Origin of the sequence: Vibrio aquimaris (genome assembly GCF_009363415.1) — a bacterium.
Lineage (GTDB): Bacteria > Pseudomonadota > Gammaproteobacteria > Enterobacterales > Vibrionaceae > Vibrio > Vibrio aquimaris.
Genome location: NZ_CP045351.1, coordinates 539,654 through 557,367 on the forward strand (window position 1 = coordinate 539,654; position 17,714 = coordinate 557,367).

At 41.0% G+C, this 17,714-nt stretch carries 20 protein-coding genes; 8 read left to right on the forward strand and 12 right to left on the reverse strand.

Going from position 1 to position 17,714, the window contains the following annotated elements:
- Positions 1 to 64: 64 nt before the first annotated feature.
- Positions 65 to 1,291: a maltoporin LamB gene (gene lamB, locus FIV01_RS16805; protein ID WP_152432138.1), complete on the reverse strand. Its 1,227-nt coding sequence runs from the start codon at positions 1,289 to 1,291 to the stop codon at positions 65 to 67.
- 444 nt (positions 1,292 to 1,735) lie between these two features.
- On the opposite strand from lamB, the gene glgX reads away from it, so the two are divergent.
- Positions 1,736 to 3,685, forward strand: coding sequence for a glycogen debranching protein GlgX (gene glgX, locus FIV01_RS16810; protein WP_152432139.1), 1,950 nt, complete (start codon positions 1,736 to 1,738; stop codon positions 3,683 to 3,685).
- 210 nt (positions 3,686 to 3,895) lie between these two features.
- Positions 3,896 to 4,144, forward strand: coding sequence for a hypothetical protein (locus FIV01_RS16815; protein ID WP_152432762.1), 249 nt, complete (start codon positions 3,896 to 3,898; stop codon positions 4,142 to 4,144).
- A 155-nt stretch (positions 4,145 to 4,299) separates the two neighbouring features.
- Here the strand turns inward: FIV01_RS16815 and folM are convergent, their stop codons facing one another.
- From folM to arfA, 10 genes are all read right to left on the reverse strand, one after another.
- Positions 4,300 to 5,007, reverse strand: a complete 708-nt coding sequence (folM, locus tag FIV01_RS16820) for a dihydromonapterin reductase (RefSeq protein WP_152432140.1) — start codon at positions 5,005 to 5,007, stop codon at positions 4,300 to 4,302.
- Positions 5,004 to 5,642 carry a GTP cyclohydrolase I FolE gene (gene folE / locus FIV01_RS16825; RefSeq protein WP_152432141.1) on the reverse strand — a complete coding sequence of 213 codons (639 nt, stop codon included), beginning with the start codon at positions 5,640 to 5,642 and terminating at the stop codon, positions 5,004 to 5,006. Before folE ends, folM begins: the two co-directional genes overlap by 4 nt.
- Entirely contained in the window at positions 5,643 to 6,020 is a 378-nt protein-coding gene (folX, locus tag FIV01_RS16830; RefSeq protein WP_152432142.1) for a dihydroneopterin triphosphate 2'-epimerase, read from the reverse strand.
- 357 nt (positions 6,021 to 6,377) lie between these two features.
- Entirely contained in the window at positions 6,378 to 6,560 is a 183-nt protein-coding gene (locus FIV01_RS16835) for a hypothetical protein (protein WP_152432143.1), read from the reverse strand.
- Entirely contained in the window at positions 6,538 to 8,382 is a 1,845-nt protein-coding gene (locus FIV01_RS16840) for a hypothetical protein (protein WP_152432144.1), read from the reverse strand. The genes FIV01_RS16835 and FIV01_RS16840 overlap by 23 nt, the downstream gene beginning before the upstream one ends.
- Positions 8,383 to 8,730: 348 nt before the next feature.
- Positions 8,731 to 8,949, reverse strand: a complete 219-nt coding sequence (locus FIV01_RS16845; protein ID WP_152432145.1) for a DUF3820 family protein — start codon at positions 8,947 to 8,949, stop codon at positions 8,731 to 8,733.
- An 82-nt stretch (positions 8,950 to 9,031) separates the two neighbouring features.
- On the reverse strand, positions 9,032 to 9,385 hold the full coding sequence (locus FIV01_RS16850; RefSeq protein ID WP_152432146.1) for a helix-turn-helix domain-containing protein: 354 nt from the start codon (positions 9,383 to 9,385) through the stop codon (positions 9,032 to 9,034).
- A gap of 109 nt (positions 9,386 to 9,494) precedes the next feature.
- Positions 9,495 to 10,661, reverse strand: a complete 1,167-nt coding sequence (locus FIV01_RS16855) for a D-alanyl-D-alanine carboxypeptidase family protein (RefSeq protein WP_152432147.1) — start codon at positions 10,659 to 10,661, stop codon at positions 9,495 to 9,497.
- A gap of 242 nt (positions 10,662 to 10,903) precedes the next feature.
- Positions 10,904 to 11,260, reverse strand: a complete 357-nt coding sequence (locus tag FIV01_RS16860; protein ID WP_152432148.1) for an NADH:ubiquinone oxidoreductase — start codon at positions 11,258 to 11,260, stop codon at positions 10,904 to 10,906.
- Positions 11,261 to 11,582: 322 nt separating this feature from the next.
- A complete protein-coding gene (arfA, locus tag FIV01_RS16865) occupies positions 11,583 to 11,822 on the reverse strand; it encodes a ribosome alternative rescue factor ArfA (protein ID WP_152432149.1) in 240 nt (79 codons plus the stop codon).
- 381 nt (positions 11,823 to 12,203) lie between these two features.
- Between arfA and FIV01_RS16870 the strand changes: the two genes are divergently transcribed.
- The 3 genes from FIV01_RS16870 (at position 12,204) to FIV01_RS16880 (ending at position 13,551) form a co-directional block, all read left to right on the forward strand.
- On the forward strand, positions 12,204 to 12,413 hold the full coding sequence (locus tag FIV01_RS16870; protein WP_038204438.1) for a cold-shock protein: 210 nt from the start codon (positions 12,204 to 12,206) through the stop codon (positions 12,411 to 12,413).
- 69 nt (positions 12,414 to 12,482) lie between these two features.
- Positions 12,483 to 13,022, forward strand: a complete 540-nt coding sequence (locus FIV01_RS16875) for a YaeQ family protein (protein ID WP_152432150.1) — start codon at positions 12,483 to 12,485, stop codon at positions 13,020 to 13,022.
- Entirely contained in the window at positions 13,015 to 13,551 is a 537-nt protein-coding gene (locus tag FIV01_RS16880) for a hypothetical protein (RefSeq protein WP_246210516.1), read from the forward strand. Before FIV01_RS16875 ends, FIV01_RS16880 begins: the two co-directional genes overlap by 8 nt.
- Positions 13,552 to 13,586: 35 nt before the next feature.
- Here FIV01_RS16880 and hmpA read toward each other — a convergent pair whose 3' ends face one another.
- On the reverse strand, positions 13,587 to 14,759 hold the full coding sequence (gene hmpA, locus FIV01_RS16885) for an NO-inducible flavohemoprotein (protein WP_152432151.1): 1,173 nt from the start codon (positions 14,757 to 14,759) through the stop codon (positions 13,587 to 13,589).
- Between the two features lie 224 nt (positions 14,760 to 14,983).
- On the opposite strand from hmpA, the gene norR reads away from it, so the two are divergent.
- From norR to FIV01_RS16900, 3 genes are read left to right on the forward strand one after another with little or no spacing between them, the layout of a single operon-like run.
- Positions 14,984 to 16,573, forward strand: coding sequence for a nitric oxide reductase transcriptional regulator NorR (gene norR / locus FIV01_RS16890; protein ID WP_152432152.1), 1,590 nt, complete (start codon positions 14,984 to 14,986; stop codon positions 16,571 to 16,573).
- 51 nt (positions 16,574 to 16,624) lie between these two features.
- On the forward strand, positions 16,625 to 16,984 hold the full coding sequence (locus FIV01_RS16895; RefSeq protein WP_152432153.1) for a glutaredoxin family protein: 360 nt from the start codon (positions 16,625 to 16,627) through the stop codon (positions 16,982 to 16,984).
- Positions 16,985 to 17,002: 18 nt separating this feature from the next.
- The gene (locus FIV01_RS16900; RefSeq protein ID WP_152432154.1) at positions 17,003 to 17,632 is read left to right on the forward strand and encodes an HAD family hydrolase; all 630 of its coding nucleotides are present in this window, start codon (positions 17,003 to 17,005) and stop codon (positions 17,630 to 17,632) included.
- Positions 17,633 to 17,714: the final 82 nt, after the last annotated feature.

Here is a 17,714-nt window from a genome sequence, read left to right on the forward strand (position 1 = left end):
TAGCCAGCTATTATTGCTGGCTATCATAACTAGACGAGCCATAAGGCACAATGAATTTGAGAGATTACCACCAAGCTTCTACTTGGATACCAACAACGTACTCAGAGTCCTCACCAGTACCAAACGCATTGTCATTTTCGGTATCAGTTATATATGAGCCATACACTCTAAGTTCAGGACGAGCCCAAAAATCATTACCCATTGCCCAGCCTTGCGCCACGGTAAACTTAGTATTACCAAAGTCTTCTTTGGCTGTGCCCGCTGAATTGATTTGCTCGCCCATATTTACGCCAGCTTCAAAAATGGTACGCATGGTGTCATCCCATTTATACATAGGGCGGACAACTACCGAGAATTGGTCAGTATCCGACTTAAATGACGTCGCATTATTACCTGAGTCGTCAGTACCACCTATATCATTGCCCACCATAAAGGCCAATTGATGGCCCATTTCCCAGTCACTCCCCAGACTCACAACACCCCAGTTAAGTAAGCGATAACCAGAAGCCTCATTCTGAGCGTTGTTTGCGCGGTTATAATCTGCACCCGCGCCGAATGATGCGACCTGAGAGCCATAACCATTGGTTCCGAACTGGAGTACTGTCTGGTTAAAACCAGCCTTCATATTTTGGTGCAAGATTGCCGATGCCAACAGGCCATCATCAGCATCAATATTTTTCCCATCTTTCTCGTTAGAGAAGTTATAGGCCAATGCAAGTTCAAGGGATGCGTCTTCCCACACACCAATATTGGCTAATCGCGTATCGAAAATATAGCCTGCTCCATTTTCATTTTCCCCATCCTGGATAAGCGCAACGGATAACTTCTGATTGCCTACAGATAAGTTTTCAATACCGCCACCTGTTCCGGACGTATTGAGGAAGTAAAAATCGGTAATATGAATATCTTTACGCTGATAATAGGTTTTGCCAGCCCATAGGGTGGCTTCTTTGTCAGAGGCAATCAAACCTTTGGCTTTGACTGCAAATTGGGCAACGTTGATATCTCCGTCTTCACTACCGGATTGGCCAGTATCGCCTTTATTTAACATGGACTCAACACGCCAAGTTTGTTCACCCGTTTCTAGCTCTTCAGAAAAACCGAACTCATAATAGTTGTCGTTTTCATTACCCAAGCGACCAATACCAGCTTTGTTAACAGCTACATCACTACCTGAGTTACCACTAATCCCGGTACCCGCCCTAAAATAGCCATTAAAATCGACGGCTAGTGCAGGGCTAACAGCAAGTGCTGCAGCCACTGCAACCGCAACTAAGTTCACTTTTTTCATTATTGACTCCAATCAAGGTTTATTATTTTTATACCTAACTCATTACATGCTTCTATAAAGGCAGAAATAGAATCATTAATAAGTGAGGTAGAAGGGGCAAGAACACTGCCTTAACCCTTATGCTCTAACTACTGACAGACTAACTATAAGAGGCAAGATTGACTTCCTCCACCCTGATTAATTTCTTAGGGGGATGAGAAAGGATGAGAAAAATAAACAGAAAAATTTTTTTTGGCTTGCCTCACAAATATAGGGATGAGAAAGTGTTGGATGTGTATTTAAAAACCGGAAATAATCCTATATGGATCACTTATTAATATAAAAAGACTGAAGAAAAACACCATTAATAACAATTTTGTTTTCAATTATAAGGCGCTTGACGTCCTTACAACAAAGAGATTTACTTAGGTCAGTTATTCATCGTCAATCAATGCAATGTTAATTATGCCTTGTTCTAAGCCTTATCCCCTTGGTGCCACTTTATGTGGTGAAGGATGTAATTTCTCTATTTATGCTCCCAGTCACAATAATTTGCTTCTTGCGCTATTTGGTGAAGATGACCAATACACTACACATCCGCTAAATAATGATTATGCCGGCATATTACACACTCATATTAAGGGGGTGAGTGCTGGTCAAAAATATGGTTTTATTGTTGAGCATCCAGATGGTGATTATCTCATTTCTGATCCCTATGCTAGGGCGATAGAAAAACCCCTTCACTATATGCCTCCGCTGACCCCTTCCAAGAGTTTTCAAATCGCTAAATCCGTCGTCATTGATAGCAATTTCGATTGGCAAGGAATCGAAAAGCCTCTCAGAGGCAAAGAAGAAATAGTGTTATTTGAAACTCATGTCAAAGGACTAACTAGATTGAACCCAGAAGTTGAAGGTCGCCAACAGGGTTGCTACCTCGGCTTAGTCAGCGAAGCTATGATCACCTTCTACAAGCAACAGAATATTAATACCTTACAACTGTTACCCATTGCTGCATGCATGCATGAACCTCATCTTTTACAAAGCGATCTATCCAATTATTGGGGTTACAACCCTTATGTATTTATGGCCCCCGACCCACGTTTTGCCGATACGGATGCTGTATATGAGCTAAAAACCGCCATTAGAGAGCTACATCGTCACGATATAGAGGTCATCCTCGATGTGGTCTATAACCATACGGCTGAAGGTGGTAGTGAGGGCGCTATATTTAACCTTAAAGCTCTTGATGACAACTATTACCTCAAACAAGGCGATAGGTTTGCCAACTATACAGGATGTGGTAATACGCTAGATCTGTCGTATCAACCTACCCTCAACCTTGTGATGGATAGCTTGAGATACTGGGCTGTGGAATATCAGGTTGACGGCTTTCGCTTTGATTTGGCTGCAACCTTAGGCCGCGAAGGCGATACCTTCAACTCACAATCCGCCTTTTTCAAAGCCGTAGCACAAGACCCTATACTAAAACAGGTGAAGCTGATTGCTGAGCCTTGGGATATTGGTCCTAATGGCTATCAAGTTGGACAGTTTCCAGTTGGCTGGAACGAGTGTAATGATAGGCTAAGGGATATTACACGAAGCTTTTGGCGCGGTGATCAAGGTTACCTTAAAGAATTCACAACACGCTTAATGGGGTCAAGAGACTTGTACAGCGCTGCCAACTGGCCACATAATCTCACCGTTAATTACATTACTTATCACGATGGATTCACCTTGCAAGACTTGGTGTCTTACCGACAAAAACACAATCTTGCTAATGGTGAGGAAAACCGTGATGGACATGGCGATAACCGGTCAGATAACTATGGCATAGAGGGTGAGACAGACAATCCTGCCATTATCGAAAAACGCGAAAAACAAAAACGTAATTTTATGGCCAGTCTATTATTTTCTTTTGGGATTCCGCACATATTGACAGCAGATATACTGTCACATAGCCAAAATGGTAACAACAATGCTTATTGCCAAGATAACGAACTAAGCTGGCTGAACTGGCAACCTTCTCAACAAAAAGATCGATTTAAACAATGGATGAGTCATATGGTCGAAGCTCGGCAGCATTTTATGTTGCCGCTGATTAAAGCTTTCAGTGGCAAGCAAAGACATAATAACAAGATTGAATGGCGTCGTGTTGATGGCACGGCGATAGAACATGATGATTGGAATACTCTTAGTGCTGTCTCATTACGCCTTGGATTGGGTGAAGAAGGAAATGAAATGTTTTACTGCATTAATCAAACCAATGCACCCGCCCGTTTTACTTTGCCAGATGACAGGATGCAATGTTGGATCACTATCTGTGATACCCATAGTTATGACATAGGAAAAATTGTCGAGGGTAGACAGTTCCTCGCTACTCCTCGGTCAATTGTAATCATGCATGCTGTACAATAACTTAGCGGCTGCTCTTTTTGGTGTTAGTATCTATCGCTCAGCTAAAAGAATTCGGTATCTCAGCTTACTAAACGAAGCATACTGTACATTGAGCTTTTAAGTCTAAGTTGTGTTCGAAAAAGCCACCAGCTCTGGAAATCCACGATAATGATAGCTAGAGTGTGTTCTTTTCACATTGAACTCTCAATGAAGCTTGTAGAGATAAACCTTATGTTTTGCGATGATCGTATTATTGACAATATAGAAGAACTAGAATCTTTTCTTATCGCTGTAGAAAATGGCAGCTTTGGATTAGAAGGAATTGCGGGGATTGCTCTCGCAACTAATAACGCTGATGGACGCCACTTTGTCGCTGTATTGGATGATAATCATCAATTACTATTGGCAAGATGGGTCACTGATGAAGTTTTCCAAAACGGACAGGAACTGGTACGTAATGGCCCAAATAAAAGCCATTAATAAAGAATACTTGCGTTGAAGCAGATCAGGATTATCGACTGACAAACCGAGTAAAACAAAAATGGACAGCCACCAAATGGCTATCCATTAAAACCTATCACATCATTCTAGTGCCTAAATGATACCAATGCACATGGTAAGTAATGTGTAGCTGTCTAACGCAAATGACGACCACCATCAAACTGAAGGTTCCTACCTGTCATAAAACGACTGTCCAGCAGCATTTTTACCCCTTCAATCACTTCGTCAAAACCCGCTTCCCTGGGCAAAAGAGCTTTAGCCATTGCTTTTTCTTTATATGCCTCACCATCATGTGGATTAAATTTTAATAATGCCGGAGATATAGTATTCACTTTTATTTCAGGAGCCAGCAGAGACGCAAAAGACAAGGTCATATTGTTCATCGCGGCTTTGCTTGCAGCGTACGCAATATGTTTTTTACTTCCTTTTTCAGCAACATAATCACTGATATGAATGACGTCAGCATGACCACTGGCACGGAGTTTGTCTTGTAGCGCTAAATTCATTTGATAGGGAACTGAGGCGTGAACCGTCATCATGCGTTGCATGATTTCGGCGGCGTTATGATGCGCACTATCGTCGGCTGACCAATCTGAAGCATTATGAACAATCGCCCGTATAACATTATATTTATTTGATAGTTGCGAGATGAAATCATCGACTTGAGTTTGCTGGTAGAAATCAACCGGATAGAGCTCAGCGCCAAGCTCTTTTAAATCAGCAAGAGAGGGATATTCCGTGCGATAGGTTCCGACTATTTGATATCCATCCTTTAATAATGCCTTAGATAATTCATACCCCAGCCGCTTGCCCACACCAGTAATAACGATAGTTTTACTCATTGAAGAAACTCCGCACGCGTTTGAGGGTTCGTTTTAAAGCAGCCACCGAGTGCTGTGGTGGTAGTATTAGAATTCACATCCATAACTCCTCTGGATTTTACGCAATAATGTGTTGCATCTATGGTTACTGCAACATCATCTGTCTCAGTTAATGTCTGAATAGCCAAAAGAATTTGCTGAGTTAGACGTTCCTGAACTTGAGGTCGCTGAGCAAAAAAGCGCACTATACGATTGATCTTAGATAGACCAATCACTTTAGACTTGGGTAGATAAGCCACTTTAGCCAACCCATCTATGGTAACAAAATGGTGTTCACAGGTAGATGTGAGATTGATATTGGAGACTTTCACCATTTCATCAACCTTCATTTTATTTTCAATAACGGTGATTTTGGGGAAGTTCATATAATCTAACCCAGAAAAAATCTCGTTGACATACATCTTTGCAATGCGATGTGGCGTTTCAGCTAAGCTGTCATCGTTTAGATCTAGCCCCATCACCGAAATCACTTCAGTCAGAAGCCCTTTGATCCTCTGATACTTTTGCGCGGGCGTCATATCGCTTTCTACTATAGGGGTTTCTAAACCTTGCTCAATAAGTGCCTCTTTTACTCGCTTCGCTTCTTCACTTATCATTTAATCCCCCTTTAAGTTTTCTTTTGTGTAACTCAAAGTCAAAGACACAGAATCAGCAAATCTTAGCGCATGGGGTTTGTCGATAGTGACTTTAGCAAAGCTTACCTGCGGATTATCAACGCATAAGCCAAGTACATCACTGGTTAGTTTTTCCAACAACAAGAAGCGCCCACTTTCTACATGTCGAATAATATTTTTACAAATAACTTTATAGTTCAGTGCATTCTCAACATCATCTCTTAGGCACAGGTTATTGGCTGGATAATGTATCTCTGCATTAATAATGATGTCTTGTTGCTTTTGTTTTTCTTCTTCGTTGAAACCTATGTAGGTTCTAAGCCTCAGATTAGTGATATTGATTATTGCATTATGAATCATGATAATTACTCGTTAGTAGGTGCATTTTATCAATACGCTCTCCACCACAGAACCGATCATTAAACTAGAAAAAGCTTATTTAAGTCAGCTATATAGTTATAAATGCGCTTAAGTCATACTAGTACACACCACAGAAAAAACTCAACTTGATGCATAGTAAATCAGACATTACTTACTCAAACTAAGGCATTATGTTTATTTTTTTATCAAGAAAGGCCTCCGAATTCACGATTATCATATTCAGTATCAGCGATATATTGAAGCAGGATCTTAACTAGGTAACATGTAATACCATAGCTATGAGAGAAGAGATTAACCCTAGCCTTCTCTCATAGAAACAAGGTATCATTGATGCATTTAGTCAATGAGTTGATCGAACAAATCAAACCAATTTGCCCTTTGAATCGTTTCTTCTTTCAGCATCGATGCCGTTTGCTCTCCGAGCTTGTCTAAATTCAACTGTGAACTCTCTCGATCGTAAATCAACTTTAGCCACTCTTTAGCCCATGACTCTAGCTTATATCGTCGCTTGATAATCATAGAAAGGGATCATAAATCCTTTACCACGGAAAGATAGGCCTTCATTCATCGAACCTTCCCCAGAATAAACCGTCGGTATACTGGCATCTTTCATAACAGCATTGACCAGAGCATTGTCAAAAAAGCCCTGAACAACAAATGCCTTGTTACCGCTTTCAGTCGTCAACTCGAACAGCTTGTAACGACTACCTTGTACAGAAAAACTAGACTGTTGTTCTAAGCTAACCCCCACGGCTTGTGCTTGCTCTTGGAGTGCATCAATTCTGCCTGTCGCGAGAATAATTGTGCTGCCAGACACCAGATGCTCTGCCATAGCTTTTAAAATTTCGGCCAAAACTCGCTTACCTATGCTTAAGTTTTGCCCATCTTGAACATCATTTACATTGTAAAACCGGCCTTGATTAATCACTTGAGAGTTTTCGCGAGCCATCATGAGGGCAAAGTGATCTTGGATAAGCGTAGATAACGGAGCATGACTATCGGGTTCATGGCCCATAATCTCCACTAGCGTAGATTTGACATTCGGACTTTCAATATCGGTGTTGGCGCATGGAATACCAAAGCCAATAGCACCACGAGAAAGACCGGTAAAATACGCGTCTTTGACCTGACTAACTCCAGCCATACCCCCAATCTCACCAACTCGAAGTACATTGGGCCTATCCACGACACTGTATACTGACCCAACATTGTACTGAATTTCAAATTGAGGGTTATGACGTTTGCCCAGTTCACGAACTAGCTGATAACTATAATTGGGGTCCCACTGACGATTCGCATTTTGGTGAGTAATCACTTTAATATCTTTATCTAACAATTTATCTAATGTTTCATTACTGATTGAGTAGCGATAAAAATGAGCATAAGCATCAATTCGATCTTTAAGTTCAGGATGTTTCTTAATAATGGCTTTATACAGCATCTGAAAATTCACAAGATCACCAAATCCAGCTATCGCGTATCCAGACATCAGGATCCGACTATCGCTGTTAAGCACGGTACTAAAAAATTCACTGACCTCATGCCTGTTTTCCTCGGAAAGTAATTGGGAATCACGAATCACATCAAAATTATTGATATTGTATTTATCTGTAAGAAAACGAACATCTGCGTTCATGCTAATCGGCGCTGGTTCTTCAGTACTCAATGCCAGTGAGATACCATTATGAGTGACAAGTATTTTCTCTTTCTTTGATAATTCAGACTCTTTTTCTCGAAGGAGAAGGTTTATATTTTGGGGCATATCAGAGTAGTTGAATTGAGCTCCGATGTTTTGATAGCTCTTTAACTTTTGGTTTATGGCTTCAGGTGAAGCGTCATCGGGTATTCCTATTTTTTCCACCGTTTTTATATAGGATGCTAAACGTAAGAACTCGGCTTTTTCCTCGAGGCTGAACTGTAAAAATGCACCAAATATAGCAGGCTCTACTCGCTTTTCATCTTGAGTTCTAAACTTAGGATATTCATCAGGTCCGTAGTGCACCACCTTCACTGTGGTCCCCGACTTGTCTAAACGCAATCCAGTATACGTTCTACCTAAATCATCCAGAAAGTCGAATAGCTTCTTTAATCCTATACTGTCCGATGCTTGCTCTTTTGTGGGGTCAAGTTGTTCTTGAACATTATTCATGTAAAGCTCAAAGAGGTCTGAAGACTTAATAACCGTGTTCTGACCCATATGATCATAACTGGGCATAGTTACAAATTGCGTATGTGAAAAGTTACTGATTGCAGGGTCCTCTCCCGCACTCACATTTAGACTCTTCAGACGTTGTTTCCATTCTTTCCTCTTAGCAAGAATAGTTTCTGACGTTAACGGCATGTCATTGATCGTAAGGGGATCTTTCTGCTCAACTTGCCCCTCAATAACGACCTCAGTACTTGGTGAATCTAGAAAGGGTGGTTCGGTCTTTTGCTCATTTTTAGCATCACCAAAATACGCAGTTAGAAAAAAAACGCAGAGAATAGAGAGTTAAGAGATGTTCAACTTAAAAGCAGGAACTGGATTGCGTAGCCAGCTACTTTTTAGAAATTGTTTGTACATAGAGATAAACTCACGCAGGCATTAAAAACGGCGTATAAAACGCGAGTTTGCTATCTATGTCTTATGAATATTGGTCAGACCAGGGGTGGAGAAATTTAAGCAGCACGTGCTCCTTCATTTCCCTTGTTATAATTTACGTTTTAAAGGTTTAACTAAGCTATCCAAGCCCTCAATTTTTAGTGTCAAGCAGAGTTTAAGCAACTCCCCAAGTTCACCACTCGGAAAGCCCTTTTTGTTGAACCAAAGCAAATATTCTTCAGGCAAGTCAATTAATATTCGGCCAGAATATTTGCCAAATGGCATGTGAACGCTCGCCAGTTTAATCAAGTTCTCTTTTTCTAACATGGTCACTTTTTAGTATGTGGAAGTATGATGGAGATAGAATACCACTGAGAAAAGAGCCATGGTAGCGACCAGCGTAATACGGTTAACCTTGGTCGATAGTATGTGCATACTCAACCACAATCTGATTGCCCTCGATGTAAGCGTTTTGAATTTCACCATCGACACTCATACGACTTTGCAGGTACACAACTTTTGGCCCCGAATCATTTGCTTGTTTAAGAGAAGGAAAGGTGAGCTTGGGATCAAGATGAAGCAATCGAGAAAATTGACTGACAAACGACATTGTTAGGGGCTGCTCTCCTCTGAGAAGCTGTGAAAAATTAAGCTGGCTAATGCCTAGCTTCTTCGCAAACTCCATTTGAGTAATGCGCATCTTTGACTTCTTAGACATCCAAGTCGAGTATAGTACCTCTCTGTCTTTCTCCGTAAATTCCATAGTTGACCCTTAATTCAAGTGAATGAACCAAACTATGGACTTTTTACTAACCAAAATGTCAGATGATGGTTAACATTGGCCGAGATTAATCGGAACTATGATTGAACTCTCATAGCCATCCAGAAAGAAGACGCTTAAACCAATCAACCAAGCGTTTAATCACACTACCCTGCTTTATGTCAGATTTAGCCACTAAATCCTTTACCACCAAAGGTTCATCTTCAACTTTATATATAACGCTACCGACTTTCTCTCCCTTGGTAATTGGCGCAACTAATTCTCGGTCAAACTCTACTTCGGCATCAAGCTTGTCCGCATCCCCACGTGGAAGAGTTAGGTAAATATCATCACGCACCCCAACAGGAAGTTGGTCTTTATCACCCATCCACACTTTAACATTAGTCACTACATCATCAGCTTTGTTTGGCGATACAGTATCAAAAAAACGGAATCCATAACTGAGAAGCTGCTTACTCACCGACTCTCGGCTTTTTGCACTTTTCGCTCCCATAACAACTGCAATCAATCTCATATCTCCATAAGTCGCTGACGTCGCTAGGCTGTATCCTGCACCACTTGTATAGCCTGTCTTCATACCGTCAACGTTGATGCTTCTATCACGTAACAGGCCATTACGATTGTACTGAGTAATTCCATTGTAGGTGTACGATGTTTCACTATACAAAGAGTAGATGTCGGGTAAATCATGTATAATCGCCCTACCCAGCTTAGCAATATCAAGAGGGGTCGAATAAAGTCCTCTGCTATCCAAGCCATGGGGATTGCTATATGAGGTATTTTCTAATCCGAGTGTCTCTGCCCATGAATTCATCATATTAACGAATGCGCTTTCGCTCCCTGCGACATACTCCGCGATAGCAACACTGGCATCATTACCCGACTGGACAATCAGGCCTCGATACAAGTCCATCAAAGGCACTTTAGTCCCAACTTCAATAAACATCTTTGACGAGTCAGGGAAGTTTTTTGCCCATGCTTTTTTACTAATTAAAACCTCATCATCAAGAGTAATATTACCTGCTTTGACCTCTTGGCCGGCGACATACGCCGTCATAAGTTTCGTTAGACTTGCAGGGTTTAATTTAGTGCGAGCATTCTTCTCTACTAATATCTCACCAGTGTTATAGTCAATCAAAACATAGCCCCTTGCTGGCAATGAAGGGGGATCAGGGACAATGGTCGGCGCGGAATGAGCGCTGAATGTTATAGCCAACGTACACCACAAGGCAGATCGGTAAACAAAATCTCTTATCATGGGACATTACCACTCAAGTCACAATTCTCGTACAGTTTATCTGTACCAGTATATACAAACAACTAAGCTATGTGTTTGCTTTGTAACCAATAGTTACTTTTAGATAGTAGCTTTTGTCAATTTATGAGAATTCAGCGCGATTTATAGGTAAATAATTGCAAAAAATCAGCGCAAGTAGCGCTGATTTCAATCAACTTAAGCAACGAAATAGTCATGACTAAAATGCTAATTTATTGGGTTATTTATGAATTGTTGGCTATTTTAGCATTCGGGGTGATGCTATCTCTATATGTGAACCACAAGTAGGTTACGACTAAAGAGAAGAACAGATATGACAAGGCAAACACAAACGGCGACGAGATAAGCTCCTGCGAAATTCCCCAAGCAACACCTGTAACAGTAATGATGAGCTTAGAGAACAAACCGACAATCAGGAGTAAAACCGCTAATTCAGGAAAACGGGTACTACGAAAAGCAAACCAATAGCAACTGCCAACAGCAATAGCAGATACACATAGTCCCAACATGAAAGAATGAAGATGTTCTGCAGAAAGCACTCCTGCTGATATCGATGCAACTATGATCAGAAAAAGCTTCATTTTTTACTCTCTTTGTAGTTTGTGGCTGTTTACTTTCATTAATGAAAACTTATTTTCGATATATTTACATCACCTTTTTAACGAATTCAAGTGATAAATCTATGATAAAAACATCGAAATATCTCACAAAACATAGATGTAAAATATTGGTTAAATCTTTGTATTCTCTTATCTCTTGACAGTTGAGGAGATAGCTGAACTACCAGTGTAAACAACACATAAAGTTACACTTCGTTAACAAGTGACACATCTTGATAGATAAAAATAAATTCAGCCACTGCCAAGGAGATAAGCAAGCAGTGGGATAGGAATATCGATATTATTAAAAAGCCCTATTCAAAAGAAAGCAAGATTGTGCCTCTTTTGAATAGGGCTCTTTACCCTTATGTTTCATTTTACGATTAAAACTTCCTCTTCCTTTCTTTGCTCTTTCTGTCCGGGTCTTAAATAATCTGCTAGTCACTATCGCTTTGAGCGCATTATCGTGGACTTCACCTCGACCGACTTCTAGATCTGCCAGTTGAGTTTCATTCTCAACTTTTTTTCGGGTACTCTTGACCATAAAATTTCCTTATCATTAATTTTATAAACGACCACTCTATAGTAATAGATACATCATTTATACGATGTTTTATATAAAAAACGACCGACATATCGAATGTTACACTAGTTAAACCGAAACCAGTAATATTTTCGAAACCCTACCTAGCGCAAATTTCCAGTGAAAAAACCTTGATAATGGAAAACTATCATATGAATTATATTGACTTAGTGCCACTTACCATTAGACTATGAGGCAGCTAGAAAACGGTTCTTGTTTTTATTCCGCCGTTTCGTTGGATTTCTTGGTATTTCTTCCGTAACGTCGTGCGCAATAGCAATCTCCTTTTCCACGCTATAGTTGCCGTCATGGCTTTTAAAAGATTTATCAAGGATAAACATTATGTCTAACACTGTTACTGGTACAGTTAAATGGTTCAACGAAACTAAAGGTTTTGGTTTCATTCAGCAAGAAAACGGCCCTGACGTTTTCGCTCACTTTTCTGCTATCACTGGTGACGGCTTCCGTACTCTAGTTGAAGGTCAAAAAGTAGAGTTTGTTGTTTCTCAAGGTCAAAAAGGCCCTCAAGCTGAGAACATCAAAGTACTTTAATTGAACTGTACTATAGATTTACAATAGCCAGCATTACGCTGGCTATTTTTTTATGTGTAGCAAATAATTATGGCACTAAAACCAACTATATATAAATTCCGTCTGTCTATTTCAGACACAAATCGAGACTTGTATAACTCAACCCAGCTAACCATTGCTCAGCATCCATCTGAGAACATTGAGCGTATGATGGCTCGTGTGCTGGCTTATTGCATCAAGTATCAATCTGACCTGAGTTTTACCAAAGGTTTATCATCAACAGAAGAGCCTGACCTCTGGCTAAAAGCCCTCGACGGTTCAACATCTGTGTGGATCGAGGTTGGTGAGCCATCTTTGGATAGAATAAAAAAAGCAACTCGTTTAGCACAACGAGTGGACATATTTAGTTTTACAAATAAGTCTGACGTCTGGTGGGAACAAACAAAAAATAAATCATATCAATACGATGCATATATTTTTCGCCTTAGCTATGAGGGGATTCAAGCGCTATCAAGTGTAATTGAAAGAGGTATGGACCTATCTGTAATGATAAGTGGAACAAGCATTTTCATTGACTGTGTTTCTGGGTCATTTGAAGTTCAGATAGAAACGCTGCAATCCAATGACTGATTTTGCTAATTTGCTCAACAAGATAGGGGCATCTTCACTACCAGCAATCTTAGAACACCCAATGTTGTGGCAACAATTTTTGCAGCAACATTCCCCACTATTCACAAATGTTAAACAAGCCAAAGCCAATAAAGACCCCGAATCTCACTTACTTGGCGTTTTAACTAAGGCGCACGTCGAAAGCTCTTCACGGGTTAATATCAACCAGGAATCTGTTACAGCTATGTGGCAGGCTCTCAATACAAATCTTGGCGAACAGCATGCCAAACGATTCAAGTACCAAGAGCACACTATGCTTTATCTGATCACACACGTTTGGCTCTACCTTCAAGGCTACTTAAAGATGGACTTCAGCCTTGCCAATGAGTATGCGCAAACAACAGCCAATACTCTTAGCGAGTTGTCTAGCTTGAACATTGATGAGACTCGAACTCAGTTTATGGCCAGTTTTTACTTAGGCTTGGAAAATACACCCAAAACCTCAAAGACTCATACTGTCATGCATTGGCTAAAACGTTACTTTAAATAATTAAGCAGGGCTTTTTCTAAAGCCCTGCCTTCATATTAAAGATAAGCGTGCGGTCCAAACACTTCGTAATGAATACGATCTCTTCCAACACCAAACCCTTCCAGTTGTTTCACTAATGCTTCCATAAAGGGAACTGGACCACATAGATAAAAATCTGCCTGACCGAAAGCCAGCGAGTCCTCTACATGGGATAGATCCATTTGACCTGTGAAATCAGCCTTATCATTCAAATACCAAGTAAACTGGCTCCAACCATTTTGGCTAGTCAAGTGTTCAGTTTCTTGTTTAAATGTATGCTGGTGTGGACCGTTACAAGCATATAAATAGGCTACATCTTGCTTACCTGATTCCGCCAGCATCTGCAACATAGACTGCATAGGTGTAGCCCCAACCCCAGCAGAAATAAGCACAACAGGCGCCTGTTTTTCTTGGTAATAAAAATCGCCCGCAGGGGCATATAGATGAAGAGTATCACCCTCACTAACCTCATCATGAAGGAAGTTAGATACCAAACCTTTGTGCTCACCAAACTCGCGTTTAACTGAAATACGGTAATCTCTACCGTTGGGTTTTTGCGATAGGGAGTATTGACGTATCTCGTTGTGTTCTCCTGATGATGGTTTAACCTCAACCCCCACATATTGTCCTGGAATATAGTCCAATACAATACCACCATCGACTGGCGCTAAAACAAAACTCATCACCAACTCAGATTCGCGCCTTTTTTCCCTTACCACAAATTGACGTGAGTTTTCCCAACCACCAATAGCATGCTTTCTTTGCAGGTATAGCTCTCCCTCTCGGTCAATGAAAATCTTCGCAAGGAACAAATAGGCAGCTGTCCAAGCCTCTTCAACTTGCTTCGTAAAAGCTTCTGGTGCCAATTCACGCAAGGTTTCAATCAGATGATGGCCAACAATCTGATAATGCTCAGCTTGGATGTTGAAACTGGTGTGCTTATGAGCAATCCGCTCTACTGCTGAAGCTAAGGCTTCTAGGTTTTCAATATTCTTTGCGTATGCCGCTATGGCTTCAAACAAAGCGACACTCTGACGACCTGTTTTTTGATGCGTCATATTGAAGATATCTTTTAACTCTGGGTTATGAGAAAACATGCGCTGATAAAAATGCTGAGTTAATGCTGGCCCTGCACCTTCTAGTAAAGGGATGGTGCTTTTTACAACTTCAATATGCTGATTATTAAGCATCTGTATATTCTCCTAGTATAATTCAAAGCTCTCCACCCTTTCTGCACGATCAGTGCCAAGTAGGAAGAACACCTAATTACTTGGATTTTCTTCACTAATTAGAAGAAAAAAGTCATAAGGACCCCATTGAAAGGTGTCTATATGACACTATAATAAATTAATTACACATCTTGGGTGATTGCTTTTTAAGCACCCTGAACAGCATTCTGGAGCCTACCACTAACATGCAAGACATTTCTGTCTCTACTCTAATCGATATGACCATTGGCCTTGCAACAGGCCATAATGAACAAGAGCGATTCCACAAATTGCTCGACGCAATACGTAAAGCTATCCAATGTGATAGTGTCGCACTACTCTCACTTCAGGGAGATACTCTTGTGCCACTGGCCATCCAAGGGTTAACAAGAGACACTCTTGGGCGCCGATTTGTGGTTAGTGAACACCCTCGCCTTGAAGCAATATGTGCATCTAAAGTGGCCGTCCGCTTTGACGCAAGCTGTAACCTGCCCGATCCCTTCGATAATCTGCTTATGGATTACGAGGGCGATCTTCCAATGCACTCATGTATGGGACTGCCGTTGCTCTACGCTGATAAATTACTCGGAGTTCTGGCTCTAGACAGCCTAACGCCTAATGTGTTCGACCAAATACCGACTCGCAGCCTAGACGCGCTGTCAGCTATCGTTGCATCAACTCTTAAAGTTGCCATGACTGTGAATCAGCTTGAGCAACAAGCAAAACAAACTCAACAAAGATTTGAAGAACTCAATGAAGATGCGTGGGAAAGAGAAGGAGGGGAAATCATCGGTGCTAGCCCAAAGATGCTATCACTAAAATCCGATATAGAAGTCGTTGCCCCTTCTCATTTCAATATTCTTATCAATGGTGAAACTGGTGTGGGCAAAGAGTTAGTTGCTAGGAGCATTCACCACCAGTCTAATCGACGTAAACAGCCTTTGGTATATGTCAACTGTGCGGCTATTCCTGAAAACCTCGTAGAAAGTGAGCTATTTGGCCATGTCAAAGGAGCTTTTACTGGTGCAGATAAATCAAGATTAGGAAAATTTGCCCTTGCGGATCGTGGTACTCTTTTTTTAGATGAAATCGGCGAACTTCCACTCAGCGCACAAAGTAAAATCCTAAGAGCATTGCAAAACAATGAGATACAGCCCGTTGGTCAAGATAAGGTCGAAACAATAGACGTTCGAGTCTTAGCTGCGACTAACAGGGATCTTCCAGAAGAGGTGAAGGAAGGAAGATTTAGAGCTGATCTATATCATCGTCTCAGCGTGTACCCAATTAGTGTTCCAGCACTTCGCCACCGAGACGGGGATGTCACTCTACTCGCTGGCTATTTCTTAGAGCAAGCAAGACGAAAACTTGGGATAGTTCAAATCAAACTCAACAAAGAAGCTCAGTATCTACTGTCTCGCTACAACTGGCCTGGTAATGTTCGTGAGTTAGAGCATGTCATTAATCGCGCAGCATTGAAAGCTCGAGCAAGAGCGAATAACGCTAAATTGATTTCAGTTTCAATTGAAGACATAGGCGAATTACATGCTATGCCAATAGAGTCTTCTGCCGTACAAACGTCGCAATTGTTTAATATGTCAGAGTCACTGGTATCCAAAGGGCTGCGCGAATCGACAGAAGATTTCCAACGACAACTTATCACTCATGCTCTTACGGAGGCCGAATTTAATTGGGCTAAAGCAGCTCGACAGCTCAAAACAGACAGAGCCAACCTGACTCGACTTGCCAAACGACTCGGCTTGACGGTGACAAAGCAGCATAAGATAAGTACTCATTGAAAGTGATTTTGGGTACAATGCGTCATCAAATATCATGCTGTAAGGAATAATATGAAGTTTGTTCGCTGGTTATTAGGCCGCCTTATCCTGCTATTTAATTTTATTTTTTCTCCCAAAGGACTCAAACGCTCTGACCAAGACCAACAGGCAGTCGACGAAAAAGCCAAAACATTGGCCCTTTATCAATTCGAAGCCTGCCCTTTTTGTGTCAAAGTCCGTAGAGCAATGAAACGCCAATCGGTCAATATTGAGCTACGTGATGCCAAAGCAAGTTCACAATACAGGAAAGAACTTGAACTTGGAGGAGGAAGAGTCAAAGTTCCCTGTCTAAGAATAGAAATAGATGGCAAAGTAAAATGGATGTACGAGTCGTCCGATATCGTCGCGTATTTGGAAAAAGAATTCGCGTAGTGTCCAAGAGGAGATTACATGGAAGTAGTGGCTTTAAATATCCATCAAATCAAAGCGATCGTTTTTGATTTAGATAACACACTAGTAAGCTCAAATCTTGATTTTAACTGGCTAAGAGCACAAATTGGTTGTCCAAAAGAGATTGATTTACTGACATTTATTGAACAACTCAATTGCTCTCAGTCAGCAGCGGCTGCGAATCAAATAGTACTCAAGCATGAACTTGATGATGCCAACCATTCAACACCCATGCAAGGTTGCCATGACCTGCTTGGGTTTATTGAAAAGCACAGCCTGCACACTGCAATCATCACGCGAAATTGTTTCGAAGCATCCTTGCGTAAAGCCGAGCATAATAACTTAAATATTTCGCGTATCATAAGTCGAGAACACTTCCCTCCTAAACCTGCCCCAGATTCCTTGTTATCACTAGCAGATGAATGGGGCTTAGACTCACACCAGATTCTTTATGTGGGCGATTATGTTTACGATTTGCAAGCAGCTAGCAATGCGAATATGCCCTCATGCCTGGTTACTCATGGCAAAGCCAACACATTCTCTCATCAAGCATCAGTGACGGTCACTGAGTTAGACGAGCTGCTTTCGCTATTGCTCGATCACCAAGTGAGTCGGCCACCTCTTGACTAAATCATATCTACCGCAAATTAAACAATAAGATAGGTGACGCATATCCAATAACATCGTATGATTCTGCGTACTATTTTTTCAA